The sequence below is a fragment of the Melioribacter sp. Ez-97 genome, assembly GCF_051488665.1.
Classification (GTDB): Bacteria; Bacteroidota; Ignavibacteria; order Ignavibacteriales; family Melioribacteraceae; genus Melioribacter.
In genome coordinates this window covers 40,001-55,534 of record NZ_JBPSEG010000014.1, presented here as the reverse complement: position 1 = coordinate 55,534, position 15,534 = coordinate 40,001, and the positions used below count along the sequence as shown (strand labels likewise).

The following is a 15,534-nucleotide window of genomic DNA, read 5'->3' as shown; positions in this document are numbered from 1 at the left end:
ATATGAATTCGATTTCAAGAAGACGCTTTCTAAAGATAACGGGTTTCAGCGTAGGAGCAGCGGCGGCTGCAAGCGCATTGAGCCCCGTCGTTAAAGGAGCGGCTAAAGTTAACCAAAAAGAAGTTAAAGGCATTAAAAAAATTCCGACTTATTGCGATATCTGTTTCTGGAAGTGCGCCGCTATTGCATACGTCAAAGACGGCAAACTCTGGAAAATCGAAGGCAATCCCAAAGACCCGTTGAGCAAAGGCAGATTATGTCCCAGAGGCACAGGCGGAATAGGCGCTCATTACGATCAGGACAGACTGCGCGCTCCTTTGATCAGAACCCGCGAACGAGGCGAAGAAAAATGGAAAGAAGTAACGTGGGACGAAGCGCTCGATTATATCGCTTCCAAAATGAAAAACATCAAAGAAAAATACGGACCCGAATCCGTTGCAATGTTTTCTCACGGAATCGGCGGCACATTTTTTAAACATACTTTGAAAGCATACGGAGCGATTAATTTCGGAGCTCCTTCGTTTGCTCAATGCCGGGGTCCTCGCGACGTCGGTTTCGAACTCACGTTCGGCGATATCATCGGCTCGCCGGAAAAAACAGACATTGAAAACGCTCAATGCCTTACCCTGATCGGTTCTCACCTGGGCGAGAATATGCACAACACTCAGGCTCAGGAATTTGCAAAAGCCGTTGAAAAAGACGCGACTATTATTGTGGTTGACCCGCGATTTTCAGTGGCTGCCTCGAAAGCCAAATATTACTTACCGATTAAACCGGGAACGGATACTGCTCTTTTGCTGGCGTGGATGAATGTAATAGTTTCGGAAAATTTATACGACAAAGAATTTGTCGATAAGTACGGTTTCGGTTTTGAGCAGTTCAAAGAAGAAATTAAACAATATACCCCCGAATGGGCTTATCCGGAGACGGGAATTGAGCCCGAACTAATCAGAAAAACAGCCAGGACAATGGCATTGTACAAACCTGCGTCGCTGGTTCATCCCGGACGCCATACAACCTGGTACGGAAACGACGCTCAACGAATGAGAGCGGTAGCTTTATTGAACGCTTTGCTCGGCAACTGGGGCAGAAAAGGCGGATTTTATTTCCCCGCCAAATTCCCGGTGCCCGCTTATCCTTATCCTCCTTATCCGAAACCCGAAAAAGATAAACTTGACAATCCAGGGCATAAATATCCTTTCGCTTCCGAAGAAATTACAACGGGCATTCGCGAAGCGACTATTACGGGCAAACCTTATCCGATTAAAGGATGGTTTATCTATGCGACGAATTTGATTCAGGCTTTGCCCAATCAGGAAGAAACGATTAAAGCTATTCAAAATCTTGACCTTCTTGTCGTTGTGGATGTAATTCCGAGCGAAATAGCAGGTTGGGCAGATGTTGTATTGCCCGAATCGGTTTACCTCGAAAGATACGACGAATTAAATACGGCTCCGTTCAGAGAGCCTTTTGTTTCGCTGCGACAGCCCGTTGTCGATCCGCCCGCCGATCAAAAACCGAACTGGTGGATTGCAAAAAGATTGGCTGAAAAATTGGGCCTTAAAGAATATTATCCGTGGAAGAATATTGAAGAATATCTCGACTACCGACTCAAAAAAGCCGGGCTTAGCCTCGACTTGCTGAAGAAGGAAGGCGTGGTTACCGCGCCGGGACAACCGATTTACGTAGAAGACGGAATAGAGCCGGAATTCTATACCCCTTCGGGAAAAGTAGAATTTTATTCGGTTCAATTGCAGCAAGCCGGATTCGATCCGGTTCCAAAATTCGAAAAACCTGAAGACCCGCCGCCTGGATACTACCGTTTATTGTTCGGAAGAGCTCCTGTTCACTCGTTCTCCAGAACTCAATCGAATCCGATTTTGATGGATATGATGGAAGAAAATGAAATCTGGATTAACAACGACGTGGCAAACAGATGGGGCTTGAAAAGCGGTCAATATATTCGTCTTAAAAATCAGGACGGAGTTCTGAGCAATAAAATAAAAGTAAAAGCCACAGAGCGTATAAGACCGGACTCGGTTTATATGGTGCACGGTTTCGGGCATAATTCCAGAATGCTCAAAAGAGCGTTCATGAAAGGAGCCAGCGATTCGGAACTTATTACGCGCTATAAAACCGACCCCCTAATGGGCGGAACCGGTATGAATGTCAATTATGTAACTTTTGTGACGGAGGTTTAATATGGCTCGATATGCGATGGTAATCGATACAAAAAAATGCGTTGGTTGTATGGACTGCGTTGTTGCATGTAAAACGGAAAATAACGTGCCCGAAGGATACAACAGGGATTGGATTGTTCAGGTAACTACCGGTAAATTTCCGGATGTCCATCTCGAAATTCAGTCGCAGCGATGCAATCACTGCGACAATACGCCGTGCGTCTCTTGCTGTCCCACAGGCGCGAGCCACGTTCACGATGTAGGCAATGTAGTGCTCGTCGATCACGATATGTGTATCGGTTGCAAAGCATGTGTGGCTGCATGTCCTTACGACGCGCGTTTTATTCATCCTGAAGGATACGCCGATAAATGCACTTTTTGCATACACAGAGTCGAAAAAGGAGAAGACCCTGCATGCGTTTCCGTTTGTCCTACGCATTGTATGCATTTCGGCGATTTGGACGATCCCGAAAGCGAAGTAAGTAAATTACTCGCTTCCAGAAAATATCATACTCTTTTACCGGAAGCGGGTACGAAACCTCGTATTTTTTATTTAATCTGAGGAGATTATGCAGGAATTGACAACCACTCGACATAATTTTCAAATTGACCCGTATACGCACGTATGGGGATGGGAAATTCCCGTATATCTCTTCCTCGGCGGTCTTGTCGCAGGAATGATGATAATATCGGGTTATTTTTTGTTCAGCAAAAGATACAAAGAAACAAATTGCGCATGTTACACATTGCCTTTAATCAGTCTGATTCTTCTGAGTCTCGGAATGTTTGCTCTCTTTCTCGATTTGGAGCATAAGTTGTACGTTTGGAGGCTTTATACCACATTCAGAATTACGTCGCCGATGTCGTGGGGCGCCTGGATTTTAATATTGGTATACCCTGTAATAATCGCAAATCTGTTGATGGGTCCGCCCAAATTAATCGTCGATAAGTTTCCCGCGATCAATAAAGTTACAACCTATATTAATTCCCGGCAGCGTTTAATACAAAATATCGGCGTGGCAAATATGCTTCTCGGCGGTATGCTTGGAATTTATACCGGCGTATTGTTGAGTACTATGGGTTCGCGTCCGCTTTGGAATACTTCGATATTGTCCGTTCTGTTTCTTGTGTCGGGACTTTCCACAGCCGCGGCGTTTGTCCATATGATTGCAAAGAATGTTTATGAAAGAGAACTGCTGGCAAAAGCCGACAACGGCTTTCTTACGATTGAATTGTTTGTTTTTGCGTTAATGCTTATCGGATTGTCTACTTCGTCGGGCGTTCATATTGAAGCTGCAAAATTGCTAATCAACGGAATTTACGCTCCAGCATTCTGGGTCTTCGTTATCGGTATCGGAATTGTAGTACCGCTTATCATACAATTGATGGCTGTCAATCATAAAATAAAACATACGCCTGTGGCGCCTGTGCTGGTGATTATAGGCGGACTAATTCTACGATTCATTATAGTTTATGCGGGTCAATACAGTCATTATTTAAATGCGCACTTTAAGTGAGATTTAGCAAAAGGAGAAATTAAATGGAAACGGTAACCGGAATATCTGCGGAAAGCAGAGTAAAAGCCGATGAAAAAACTTTTACGTCAAAACCGTACTCGAATCCTTATCTGGTCGGTTTCGGATTGGGGTTGGTGCTTCTGGCGGCTTTTGTTATTATGGGGAGAGGACTTGGCGCTTCGGGCGCAGCTTCGACGCTTGTAGCGGTCGGGGTTTCGAAAGCGGCTCCCGAGCATGCTTCTCACAATGAATTTTATAAGAATTATTTGGGCGACGGAACAACTAACCCGCTCAAAGATTGGCTGCTGTTCGAAGTTATAGGCGTGGCAATCGGCGGATTTTTGTCGGGCACTCTGGCGCACCGCGTTAAAAAAACTATCGAAAAAGGTCCGAACGTTAGCAACAGGACGAGATTGATTTATGCTTTTACAGGCGGAGCAATTATGGGTTTCGGAGCTAAATTGGCGCGCGGATGCACGAGCGGACAGGCATTGACCGGAGGCGCTCTGCTGAGTCTCGGCAGCTGGGTCTTTATGCTGGCGGTATTTGCCGGCGGATATTTAACCGCATACTTTGTAAGGAGGCAATGGTTATGATGCCCTTCTATAAATTCGATTATTTCGGCTTCGATTTCAGTCTGGTAGTTGCATTTGTCATCGGAATCGGATTCGGATTCGCTCTTGAGCGGGGCGGATTCGGAAATGCCAGAATCCTTGCGGCTCAATTTTATTTTTATAATATGCGCGTTCTGAAAGTTATGTTTACCGCAATTGTTACGGCTATGCTCGGACTGTTTTATCTGGCATGGATAGGCTGGCTCGATTTATCATTGGTCTATATTTCCGACACTTATTTAATGCCTCAATTAATCGGAGGTCTATTGCTCGGAATCGGTTTCGTTATCGGAGGTTATTGCCCGGGAACTTCTGTAGTTTCTTCATCGACGGGCAGAATCGACGGTATGATTTATTTCCTCGGCATGTTCTTCGGTATCTTTATTTTCGGCGAAATATTCCCGTATATAACCGACTTTTATTATTCTACTGCAATGGGTAGAGTTACATTGCCCGATTTCCTGGGGCTTTCGCACGGTATGGTCGTATTTCTGGTTGTAGTTATTGCGCTTGGCGCTTTTCTTCTCGCTGAATGGACGGAAAAAATAATGAAAATAAAATCAGGGAGAGAATTAGAATGAAATCTCTGTTGAACAAAATTTCGACTACACGGAAACTTGCGGTTCTGGCATTCGCTCTCGGTTTCTTTGCATTGATTATCGGCAGTCCTTCGGATAACAGACATTTGAAAATAAATGCTAAAGAAATTTCGCTCGAACTCAGAAACGAAAAAAATATTATTCGACCGGTTGAACTCGCCGACTGGATAATCAAAGGGAAAGTTGATTTTATCGTTCTCGACGTCAGAGAAGAAAATAAATACGACGAATACCATATTCCCGGAGCAATGAATGTATCCTCCGAATCGGTATTGGAAGCCGGCTTGATGAAAAACGATAAAATACTAATATACGGAGACGACGATATTCTAACGGCAGAAGCGTGGTTCTTACTGAAAAGCGCCGGATACAAAAACGTTTATATTCTGAAAGGCGGTATGAAAGGCTGGCAGACCGATGTTCTTTATCCTACGTTGAAAGCAGACGCCTCGGAAGCGGAAAAAACAGAGTTCGAGAAAATGAAACAGGTCAGTTTTTATTTTGGCGGCGAACCGAGAATAGCCTCGGGCGAAAACGGAGTAGTGTCGGTCGAGCGTCCTGAAAGTCAAAAATCGTCTCCAAAACTTTCTCTTCCGACCGTTAATATGAATAAATCAAAAGGTAAGAAAAGAGAAGGCTGCTGATTCTGAGCGCGGCTAATTAATAAAATTGAGAATCCCGCCTGAATGCGGGATTCTTTTTATTCCAATAATTTTAAACCTTCGTCGGACGGCAATTCCTGTACGTCTCTCAATTTGCGTTCAATTTTTCTCGACGATCGCGCCGCTTCCTCGATTTTGTTCGAAGCTTCCTGCAGTTTCTTCTGCGTAGCTTCCAGAACCGTACCGAATTTTCCGAATTCGGTTTTTACCGCGCCTAAAATTTTCCAGACCTCGCTCGAACGCTTTTCAATTGCCAGCGTTCTGAATCCCATCTGTAAACTGTTCAGCAGCGCCGTGAGAGTTGTGGGTCCTGCAATTGTAACCCTGAATTCCCGCTGAAGATTTTCTGCAAGTCCGGGTCTTCTCAAGACTTCTGCGTAAAGTCCTTCGATAGGCAAGAACATAATTGCAAAATCGGTAGTGTGGGGCGGATCGAGATACTTGTCCGCAATCTTTTTAGCTTCGCTTTTAATCGTATTCTCTATTTTCTTCGAAGCGTCGTTAACGCCTTCGATATCCGCCGCTTCCTGCGCTTCCAGCAGCCTTTGATAATCTTCTATGGGGAATTTTGCGTCGATCGGAAGCCATACGGTCTCTTCCTTAGTATTGTCTCTGCCCGGTAATTTGATTGCGAATTCTACCTTTTCGTTGCTGCCTTTTTTTGTGGATACGTTTTTTTCGTATTGTTCTCTAGTCAGTATTTGGTCAATTAAATTTTCTAATTGAATTTCTCCCCACGTTCCTCTGGTTTTAATATTGGTAAGAACGTTTTTCAGGTCGCCCACGCCTCTGGCTAATTCCTGCATGTCCCCCAGTCCTTTATAGACTTGCTCCAGTCGTTCGCTTACGAGTTTGAATGATTCGCTCAGTCTTTTTTCGAGCGTGCTTTGTAATTTTTCGTCGACCGTAATTCGCATCTCTTCGAGTTTCTTTTCGTTGTTCTGTATTATCTCTTTCAGTTTGTCTTCCACTTTTGATTGCAAAGTATCGAATTTTTGCTCGTTCGTTTGCGTAAGCTGCGACAGCTGTTTAGCAAAAATATCGAGCTGATCTTTTTGCATCTTGGCAATCTCAAATAATCTTTCGGATAAATCCCTGCTGAAACTTTTAATGGACGCGCTTATCTCTTCGCGTTGCATCCTGAGGCTTTTTGACACTTCGTCCCTGTTGCGCGCTATCTCGTCTCTGAATGACCTGTCGATTCGGTCGAGATCATCTTTAATCGGCTTGTCTTTTTCTCCCGATAATTTTTTTAATATCAATATGAATAAGATTACGACTGTAACGCCGGACAGTATTAAAATTATTTCGCTCATTCTTCTTTCCGTTGTTTTATCATGCGCAATATAAAAAATTGTTGTTAATATTAAATTATGATGATATCAGACTCAATATTTTTTTAATTTTGGAATGTTATTCTGAGGCGCACTGATGAAAAAGTGGAAAAAACATTTAATCGGTTGGACAATATTTGTAATCCTTTTATTGCTCGTTATGTCTCTTGTATCTTATATAATGATCAAGAGAACTTTGCCTCAATATGACGGGGCGGTGACGAACAACAAAATAGACTCCGACGTGATAGTTTACAGGGACTCGATGGCAGTGCCGATGATAATTGCCAAAAGCCAGGAAGACGCCGCATACGTGCTCGGATATCTGCACGCGCAGGATAGACTTTTTCAGATGGATATCGCCCGCAGAGCAGGTGAAGGTAAACTCAGCGAAATATTCGGCGATAAAACAGCTCCTTTCGATTTGATGTTTCGCACGGTTGGCATAGCCAGAACGGCTTCGGAATCTTATAAGCGAATCGATTCGATTACCGGAAAAATATTGATTGCTTATTCAAACGGAGTAAATAAATTTATCGACGAGGCAAAGGGGAGATACCCGATTGAATTCGGTTTGCTCGGATACGAACCGTATAAATGGAAACCTGAGCATAGCCTGATTATTGCCAGGATGATGGCCTGGGAATTGAACTTGAGCTGGTGGTCGGATGTGGCGTTTGCTCATATAATTCAGAAAATCGGGAAAGAAAAAACTGCCGAGCTTTTGCCCGGTTATCCCGAAAATGCGCCTTTGATTATCGACGACAGATTCAAGCGCTTCGCGGAAGTCCCGCTCGACTTGATTAAAACCGACAGGGAATTCAGAAAATTTATAGGATTTAACGGCACGCACATCGGTTCGAACAGCTGGGTAGTCTCGGGAAACAGGTCGTCTGCGGGCAAGCCGATTATTGCCAACGACCCGCATCTGGCATTTTCAGCGCCCGGTAAATGGTATTTCGCATTAATAAGGTCGAAGGAATGGAACGCAGAGGGATTTACGCTACCCGGGCTCCCGTCGGTCGTTATCGGAAAAAATCGGAATATTGCCTGGGCGATGACTAACGTGATGGCTGACGACGCCGATTTTTATATCGAACAAATTGACACAATTAACAATCGTTATCTTGTAGACGGTCAATGGAAGAACCTGGAGGTAGTTACGGATTCGATTTATATCAAAAACAAAGGCTATCATAAATTCGTAATAAGACAAACGCATCGCGGACCGATAATTTCCGGCATTCATCCGTATCGTTTAATGAATAAGAAATCGGAAAATTTACAAATAAGCATGAGATGGACAGGAAACGATTTTACGAACGAAATGCTTTCTTCCATTTTAATCAACAGAGCGAATAACTGGCGGGAATTTTCCGCAGCGTTAAAATATTTTAATGTGCCGGGACAAAATTTTATCTATGCAGATAAAGAAGGCAATATCGGTTACGTCTGCGCCGCTTTGTTGCCCGTACGCAAAAACGCGAGTCCCACGTTAATTTACGACGGCAGAACAACGGATAATGACTGGAAGGGTTATGTCTCTTACGATTTAATGCCTAAACTTTTTAATCCCGAAAACGGATTCATTGCGTCGGCAAATAATAAAACCGTAAGAAATTTTCCTTATCATATATCGAATATCTGGGAACCGTCGTCGCGCATTGAACGAATAACGCAGCTTTTGAATTCAAAGAAGCTTCACACGCCGGATGATTTTAGAAACTATCAAACGGATTTTGTTTCGCCTTACGCAAAGTTTGTCACAGAGAATTTATTGAAAGCTTTTGAAAACGTAAAAATTAAAGACGCAAACCTAGCGCTTGCTCTGGAACTGCTTGAAAACTGGGATTATAAAATGAGCGCGGGCAGTCAAACTCCTTCTATCTATTCCGCTTTTCTTTTTTTTCTTATTAAAAATACATTTGAAGACGAATTAGGACCCGATTTAATTAAAGAGTATGTAATTCTTGCCAATGTGCCGTACAGGAAAATTTACGAATTGCTCGGGGAAGAGAACAATTTTTTGTTTGACGACGTTACCACGCCCCGATTAGAAAATAAAAACGATATACTAAGGAAAAGTCTCGTTGACGCTTTGAGCTACCTCGAAACAAATTACGGTACAGACCCGGTTGATTGGCAATGGGGGAAAATTCACAGCGTTACGTTCAAGCATATGTTTCATGGAATTTCGTCACTTGCAGATAAATTAATTGACATCGGACCGTTCCCAATAGGAGGAGACGGCACTACTGTCTTTAACACGGAATATTCTTTTGTAACTTTGTTCGACGACGGACAAACAGAGTATATGAATCACGAGAATCCTTTTGAAATTATATTGGGACCGTCGATGAGATATATATACGATTTTGCGAACCCCGGCTATATTAAATTTATTATGCCCACAGGACAATCGGGCAATTTTATCAGTCCTCACTACAGAGACATGACGGAAATGTGGCTTAATGGCAAATATCGCGTTGTGCCTTTAAATGAAAATGAGTTTGAAGAAAAATCGGCGCATAAGTTAGTTATGGAAGCGGCGAAAGTAAATTAGCTTATATAATTAATATGAAAAATTGTAAATTTGTTAGAACAAATTAATCGGGAAAAAATGAAAGTAATTGAACATCTGGAAAAATCAAACGACACATTGATCAGCTTTGAAATAATTCCTCCCAAAAGAGGCGGGGATATAAAAGAACTGTTAAATGTGCTCGACGATATTGTTAAATACAACCCGCCTTTTATCGATATTACAAGTCACCCCGCGGAAGTCGTTTACGAGGAAACTCCCGGCGGCGATATTAAAATGAAAGTAAAAAGAAAAAGACCGGGCACTCTGGGGCTCTGCGCTCTTATTCAAAATAAATATAATATCGACGCAGTGCCTCACGTACTCTGCACGGGATTTACCAAAGAAGAAACCGAGGACTTTTTAATTGAGCTCCACTATCTCCAGATCGATAATGTATTGGCTATCAGAGGCGACGACAACGGCTTCAGAAAACCGCTGAAATTCGGGCGAAGCGTTAATGAATACGCCGTCGAATTGATTAAACAAATCAGCGATCTGAACAAAGGTAAATATCTCGAAGAAGGATTGCTCGACGCTGAGCCGATGGACTTTTGCATCGGAACGAGCGGGTATCCCGAAAAACATTACGAAGCGCCGAATCTCATTTCGGACATTAAATACACAAAAGCAAAAATTGACGCCGGCGCATCTTATATCGTTACGCAAATGTTCTACGACAATAAATATTATTTCGACTATGTAAAACTATGCCGCCGGGAAGGTATAGACGTCCCGATTATTCCGGGTTTGAAAATAATTACATCTAAGAAACACGCTCATACATTGCCGAAAAACTTTTATATTGATATACCAGCCGAGTTGGCGGACGAACTTGAAGCAGCAAAGCCCGAGCACGCTTTGGAAATCGGTATCAACTGGGCTTACAAACAGGTCGAAGAATTACTAAACAACAATGTGCCCGCCATTCATTTCTACATAATGCAAAATTCCCAGCCGATAAAATTGCTTATGAAAAAATTAGGGTACTGAAATGGCTGCGCCGAAAAATATTAACCTGAAAGTGCCTTTGCCCCGTAAACTGAAGTGGGGCGTCGCCGGCTGCGGCTCTTTTCTGGAAAATGTCTTTTTACCCTCTCTTCAATTAGTAAAACGAAGCCGGCTTGTCTCGGTTTACAGCCATGATCGGAATCGCGCTCACGAGATTGCATCCAGATTCGGTGCGCCGAATTTTTATGACGATTATCAGGCATTCTTAAATTCCGATATCGACGCGGTCTATATTTCGAGCAAGAATAACGACCATTATTATCAGGTAATCGAAGCGGCTAAAGCAGGCAAGCATGTATTTTGCGAAAGACCAATTGCTCTGAATTCGGCGCAAGCCGAAGAAATGGTAAGAATTTGTAAAGAAAATAATGTTCAGTTTGCAATAAACCATATTCATCGTTTTCATCCGTTGATAATAAAGGTAAAGGAATTAATAGACAAAAATATTTTGGGCAAATTGGTCGTAATAAACGCTTCGTATCATATCGATATGCCTCCCGCCGATAATTTCAGATTTAAAAAAGAATTGAGCGGAGGTGGAGTGCTGAGGGATACCGGAGCTATTGTTATCGATTTAATGCGCTATTTCGGCGGCGAAGTATCCGAAGTGAAAGGTTTCATGGATAACGTTATTTACAAGAGCGAAGTCGACGACTTTGCCGCCGCTATTATTAAATTTATTAACGGCGGTTACGGTTTGTTTAATGTATCGTACGATACAAAGAAACCGTTTATTCGCCTTGATATCGTAGGACTAAACGGTTCGATTAATATCGAAAGCAAAATCGACAAACGAAATTTTATAACAAAAATTACAATCGACCTGAAAGGCGAAACTAAAATGGTTTTTAGAAAAAAATTCAACAAAATTGCTTTTGTAATCAGGTCGGTGCAAAAATCATTTTTACAGAATAAGAATCCGGTCGTAAGCGGAGAAGACGGTTTGAATAATATTCGTTTGATCGAAATGATTGAAAGCTGATTTAGTTTGTCAGTCATCCGATTTTAATAATTTTTTTGAAAACAATATTTCATCTATGTTATCAACGGGAATGATCTTATGCGGAATTCCGAAATAAAAGTAGCCCTGCTGGTGGGCGGCGTGTCGTCCGAAAGAAAAGTTTCAAAAGCAACGGGAAAATCGATCTTTACCGCTTTGAAGAATCTGAATTATGACGTAATGGCATTAGATCCTGCATACGGCTTGTCTCAACCGGAAGATGTGAACTTGTTATTCGGAACAGAAGACATAGCGCCTGTTTCTTCGAGAAATTATATTGATATTATTAATTCAACGATGTTTGACGATGTCGATGTGGTTTTTCTCGCATTGCACGGCAAATGGGGCGAAGACGGTCGTATCCAGTCTTTGCTCGAAATGCGGAATCTGAAGTATACCGGCTCGGGCGTCTTATCTAGTTCGCTGGCGATGAATAAGTTCATGACCAAAATTATGTTTCAACATTACGATGTCAAAACTCCGAGATGGTTTATCGTATCCCGCGAAGGGAACGATCGGGATTTAATTAAAAAGAAAATAGAAAAGTTTTTCGGATTCCCGTGCGTTATAAAACCCAACGACGAGGGCTCAACCGTCGGAATTTCTATTTGCCGTGAACAGAATGCGCTGGACGAAGCTATCGAAAAGGCTTTCGATTATTCGGAGAATGTATTAATAGAAGAATTTATACCGGGCAGAGAAATTACCGTCGGCGTTCTTGAAAACAGAGCGTTGCCCGTACTTGAAATAATTCCGCGTTCCGGATTTTATGACTACGAATCGAAATATACTTCCGGTAAAAGCGATTATATCGTGCCGGCTGAAATTCCCGATAACGTAGCGCGGCACATACAGTCGCAAGCGCTTCTTGCGTACAATTCGGTCGGCTGCAGACAATATGCAAGAATCGATTTCAGATTGACAGCCGACTATAAATCTTATTGTCTCGAAGTCAATACCTTACCCGGCATGACATCCACAAGTTTATTTCCCAAAATGGCAAACGCAGTAGGAATTTCGTTCGAAGAATTGATCGACAGAATCGTTAAATCAGCGTTAAAATGAACAAGTATAAAAGTAAGCTTATAAATTTTCTTCTTTTTTTCCTTTTTCTATCGGCGTTTATTTATTTGCTGTTCAATGAAAACGGAATCGTAAAATACATGAAATTAAGAGGCGAGATTAACGATCTGGACAATAAAATCCATAACGCCGAAAAAACCTTGTATGATTTACAGAAAGAAATTGATTCTTTAAAATACAGCCTCAGAACAATTGAAAAAGTAGCCCGCGAAAAATACCATATGTACAAACCATACGAACAGGAAATATTAATAGAAGAAGATGATAAATAAAAAGGAGATACCGAGAATACCGCTCCCGGAAAGAATACGTCCCAAAAGCCTGGATGAGTTTATCGGTCAGGAACATCTTGTTGGTAAAAATAAACCGATAAGAGTTATGATTGAAAATAAAATTCCGGGATCGTTGATTTTATGGGGACCTCCCGGCACGGGAAAAACCACCCTGGCGGTAATACTGGCGGAAGCTACTAATTCGGAATTCTTCCAGCTCAACGCTGTCTCTTCCGGAGTCAAAGACCTGCGTCTGGTAATCGAAAAGGCAAAAGAGAATTTTCTATATAATAGAAACACCTTATTGTTTATTGACGAAATTCACAGATACAATAAATCCCAGCAGGACGCCTTGCTTTCGTCTGTGGAAAAAGGCGAGATTACATTAATCGGGGCAACCACCGAAAATCCGTCGTTCGAAATTATACCGCCTTTGAGATCGCGTTTGAGGATTTTCGTATTAAACGAATTAAGTAAAGAAGATTTAATTAAAATTCTTTACAGGGCGGTCGAAAAAGATGAATTCTTGTCGTCTTTAAAAATCCGGATAGAAAATCCCGACTATTTGATTATTGCATCCGGCGGCGACGCCCGTATGATGCTGAACATTCTGGAAGCTGCGGTTCTGCATGAAATCGATAATGAAGAAATAATAGTGACAAAATCGCTTATAGAAAATGTTCTTCAAAAGAAAAATATTATATACGATAAATCGGGCGAGGAACATTACAATTTAATATCGGCATTCATTAAAAGCATTCGCGGTTCGGACCCCGACGCTGCGGTGTACTGGCTGGCGCGAATGCTCGAAGGGGGCGAAGACCCGTTTTTATTGCCAGAAGAATGGTGATTCTTGCAGCCGAGGATATAGGCAACGCAATGCCTAATGCGTTGATTTTGGCGGAAGCTGCGTTCGAAGCATGTCATAAGATCGGAATGCCCGAAGCAAGGATTATACTTTCGCAATGCGCCACTTATTTGGCATCCGCTCCAAAAAGCAACGCCGCTTATTTGGCTATTCAGGAAGCTCAAAGGGACGTAAAAAATTTACCTCTCTATCCCGTCCCGTTCCATTTGAGAAACGCGCCGACTAAATTGATGAAAAATCTCGGTTACGGAAAAGAATATAAATACCCGCATGATTTCCCGGCTCATTTTGTCGAAGAAAATTATCTGCCCGAGGAGATGAAAGGCAAGCAGTATTATCGTCCGACGGAAAACGGTCTGGAAAAAAATTTGAAAGAACGACTGAAGTCGATCTGGAAAAAGCTGAAAAAATACTAAACGCTCATGAATATTTTCCCCGGTAATTGTTTGATCAATCCTTTGAATTCCAGCGACAAAAGGTGAACCAGGCACTCGGATGTGTTCATCGAAGTTTTATCTGCAATAATATCTATGTGTAGAGCTTCGTTGCCAAGCGCTTCCAGTATTTTTTCTTCGAACAAGGAAAGGGCAATTTGCCGGGTTCTTTTTTCGGTCTTTTTTTCGTGACCCAGTTTGACTCCTAATTCCTCTATTATATCTTCTGCTGTTAATACTAACTTCGCTTCCCCTTTTTGAATAAGGAGATTTGGACCTTCGGACTGAGGAGAATTTACGTTTCCAGGCAGGGCAAATATTTCACGATTTTGATCGAGCGCATAAGCCGCGGTTTGCATTGCGCCCCCGTTCTGCTTCGTTTCTATGATTAAAACGCCGAGGCTCAATCCGGAGATAATTCGATTGCGCCTCGGGAAATTTTGTGCGTCCGGCTTGGTGCCGGGTTCGAACTCGGAAACTACCGCCCCTTGTTCGGAAATCTTTTTGAACAGTCGCGCGTTTTCCGGCGGATATATTACGTCAATTCCGCTGCCAATTACGGCAATGGTTCTGCCATTGCTGTTCAGCGCGGAACTGTGAGCGTATGAATCGACGCCCCGGGCTAACCCGCTAATTACGGTTATACCCTTTTTAGACAATTCGGAAGCGAACTTTTCAGCCTGCTGTATTCCGTAATTCGTTGGTTTTCGGGTGCCTACTATAGCCACGCCTGTTTGGTCGCATTTTTCAATATTACCGGCTAAATATAAAATAAGAGGCGGGTAATAGATGTTTCGCAGTAATTCAGGATATTCTTCATCCCAGTATGTTATAACTTTGCAATTTAATTTACGCAGTAAGTTAAGCTCGGAATTTACTTTCGATTCTACTGAATCTACTTTTTTAGATGCATTTGCTATTCTTTCCGCTAACTTTTTTGATACCCCGTCGGTGTGCATCAGTTCGGATTTCCCGGCGGACAAGATATTCCGAAAAGATTTGAATTTGTTAAGAAGCGTGAAGATTTTATAAGGACCAATTCCTTCGATTGAAAGGAGGGTTTTTAGGGAAACTAAATTATTGAATTTATCGTCTTGCAATCTATTTTTATTTAATTGTTTCCTCCGCAATATCGATATTATCTACAACTGCAATAATCATTGTGTTGACAGGCGCTTTATTATGACCTAAAATCTGTTGAACAGCATCGCCTTCCCTTACTACCAAAACTTTGTCCCCGATTCCCGAATCGACTAAATCAAGAGCTAAAATATCTTTTTTCCCGGTTTGGATTCCTTCCGGACTTATTTCATTGACGAGAAGTAACTTGTGGCCTTTAAGATATTTATTTTTAACAGTAGAAACAACATTGCCTACAA

14 protein-coding genes and 1 pseudogene (1 of these 15 running past the window's edge) are annotated in these 15,534 nt (G+C 42.2%); 12 read left to right on the top strand and 3 right to left on the bottom strand.

The features are described from left to right. Nucleotides 1-2: 2 nt before the first annotated feature. The 6 genes from ACSSWA_RS13340 to ACSSWA_RS13315 are packed head-to-tail and all read left to right on the top strand — an operon-like array spanning nt 3 to nt 5,554. Nucleotides 3-2,201 carry a molybdopterin-containing oxidoreductase family protein gene (locus tag ACSSWA_RS13340; protein WP_437357046.1) on the top strand — a complete coding sequence of 733 codons (2,199 nt, stop codon included), beginning with the start codon at nt 3-5 and terminating at the stop codon, nt 2,199-2,201. Between the two features lies 1 nt (nt 2,202). Then, nucleotides 2,203-2,742 carry a 4Fe-4S dicluster domain-containing protein gene (locus ACSSWA_RS13335; protein WP_437357045.1) on the top strand — a complete coding sequence of 180 codons (540 nt, stop codon included), beginning with the start codon at nt 2,203-2,205 and terminating at the stop codon, nt 2,740-2,742. Nucleotides 2,743-2,749: 7 nt separating this feature from the next. After that, a complete protein-coding gene (nrfD, locus tag ACSSWA_RS13330) occupies nt 2,750-3,697 on the top strand; it encodes an NrfD/PsrC family molybdoenzyme membrane anchor subunit (protein WP_437357044.1) in 948 nt (315 codons plus the stop codon). 23 nt (nt 3,698-3,720) lie between these two features. Next, entirely contained in the window at nt 3,721-4,293 is a 573-nt protein-coding gene (locus tag ACSSWA_RS13325) for a YeeE/YedE thiosulfate transporter family protein (protein WP_437357043.1), read from the top strand. Then, entirely contained in the window at nt 4,290-4,892 is a 603-nt protein-coding gene (locus ACSSWA_RS13320) for a YeeE/YedE thiosulfate transporter family protein (protein WP_437357042.1), read from the top strand. The genes ACSSWA_RS13325 and ACSSWA_RS13320 overlap by 4 nt, the downstream gene beginning before the upstream one ends. After that, complete coding sequence (locus ACSSWA_RS13315; RefSeq protein ID WP_437357041.1) at nt 4,889-5,554, top strand: rhodanese-like domain-containing protein; 666 nt, start codon at nt 4,889-4,891, stop codon at nt 5,552-5,554. The genes ACSSWA_RS13320 and ACSSWA_RS13315 overlap by 4 nt, the downstream gene beginning before the upstream one ends. Before the next feature lie 56 nt (nt 5,555-5,610). On the opposite strand, the gene rmuC is transcribed toward ACSSWA_RS13315, so the two are convergent. Further along, the gene (gene rmuC, locus ACSSWA_RS13310; RefSeq protein ID WP_437357040.1) at nt 5,611-6,888 is read right to left on the bottom strand and encodes a DNA recombination protein RmuC; all 1,278 of its coding nucleotides are present in this window, start codon (nt 6,886-6,888) and stop codon (nt 5,611-5,613) included. A 115-nt stretch (nt 6,889-7,003) separates the two neighbouring features. Here rmuC and ACSSWA_RS13305 point away from each other — a divergent pair, with 115 nt between their 5' ends. From ACSSWA_RS13305 to ACSSWA_RS13280, 6 genes and pseudogenes are all read left to right on the top strand, one after another. After that, entirely contained in the window at nt 7,004-9,469 is a 2,466-nt protein-coding gene (locus ACSSWA_RS13305) for a penicillin acylase family protein (protein ID WP_437357039.1), read from the top strand. 57 nt (nt 9,470-9,526) lie between these two features. Beyond that, nucleotides 9,527-10,480 (top strand): methylenetetrahydrofolate reductase, encoded by a 954-nt coding sequence (locus ACSSWA_RS13300; protein ID WP_437357038.1) that lies wholly within the window; start codon nt 9,527-9,529, stop codon nt 10,478-10,480. Between the two features lies 1 nt (nt 10,481). Further along, nucleotides 10,482-11,480 carry a Gfo/Idh/MocA family protein gene (locus ACSSWA_RS13295; protein ID WP_437357037.1) on the top strand — a complete coding sequence of 333 codons (999 nt, stop codon included), beginning with the start codon at nt 10,482-10,484 and terminating at the stop codon, nt 11,478-11,480. Between the two features lie 78 nt (nt 11,481-11,558). Next, nucleotides 11,559-12,563, top strand: a complete 1,005-nt coding sequence (locus ACSSWA_RS13290; RefSeq protein ID WP_437357036.1) for a D-alanine--D-alanine ligase family protein — start codon at nt 11,559-11,561, stop codon at nt 12,561-12,563. After that, on the top strand, nt 12,560-12,853 hold the full coding sequence (locus tag ACSSWA_RS13285) for an FtsB family cell division protein (protein WP_437357035.1): 294 nt from the start codon (nt 12,560-12,562) through the stop codon (nt 12,851-12,853). The genes ACSSWA_RS13290 and ACSSWA_RS13285 overlap by 4 nt, the downstream gene beginning before the upstream one ends. After that, nucleotides 12,843-14,137 (top strand): annotated as a pseudogene (locus tag ACSSWA_RS13280) (replication-associated recombination protein A). Before ACSSWA_RS13285 ends, ACSSWA_RS13280 begins: the two are co-directional and overlap by 11 nt. Here the strand turns inward: ACSSWA_RS13280 and dprA are convergent. Further along, a complete protein-coding gene (gene dprA, locus ACSSWA_RS13275; RefSeq protein WP_437357034.1) occupies nt 14,134-15,255 on the bottom strand; it encodes a DNA-processing protein DprA in 1,122 nt (373 codons plus the stop codon). The pseudogene ACSSWA_RS13280 and the gene dprA overlap by 4 nt on opposite strands. A gap of 7 nt (nt 15,256-15,262) precedes the next feature. After that, a protein-coding gene (locus ACSSWA_RS13270) for a EutN/CcmL family microcompartment protein (RefSeq protein WP_437357033.1) crosses the window boundary here: on the bottom strand, nt 15,263-15,534 show its 3' portion. The gene runs 16 nt beyond the window's last position; the window shows 272 of its 288 coding nt (coding positions 17-288); its start codon lies off the right edge, out of view — the gene reads right to left on this strand; the stop codon is at nt 15,263-15,265.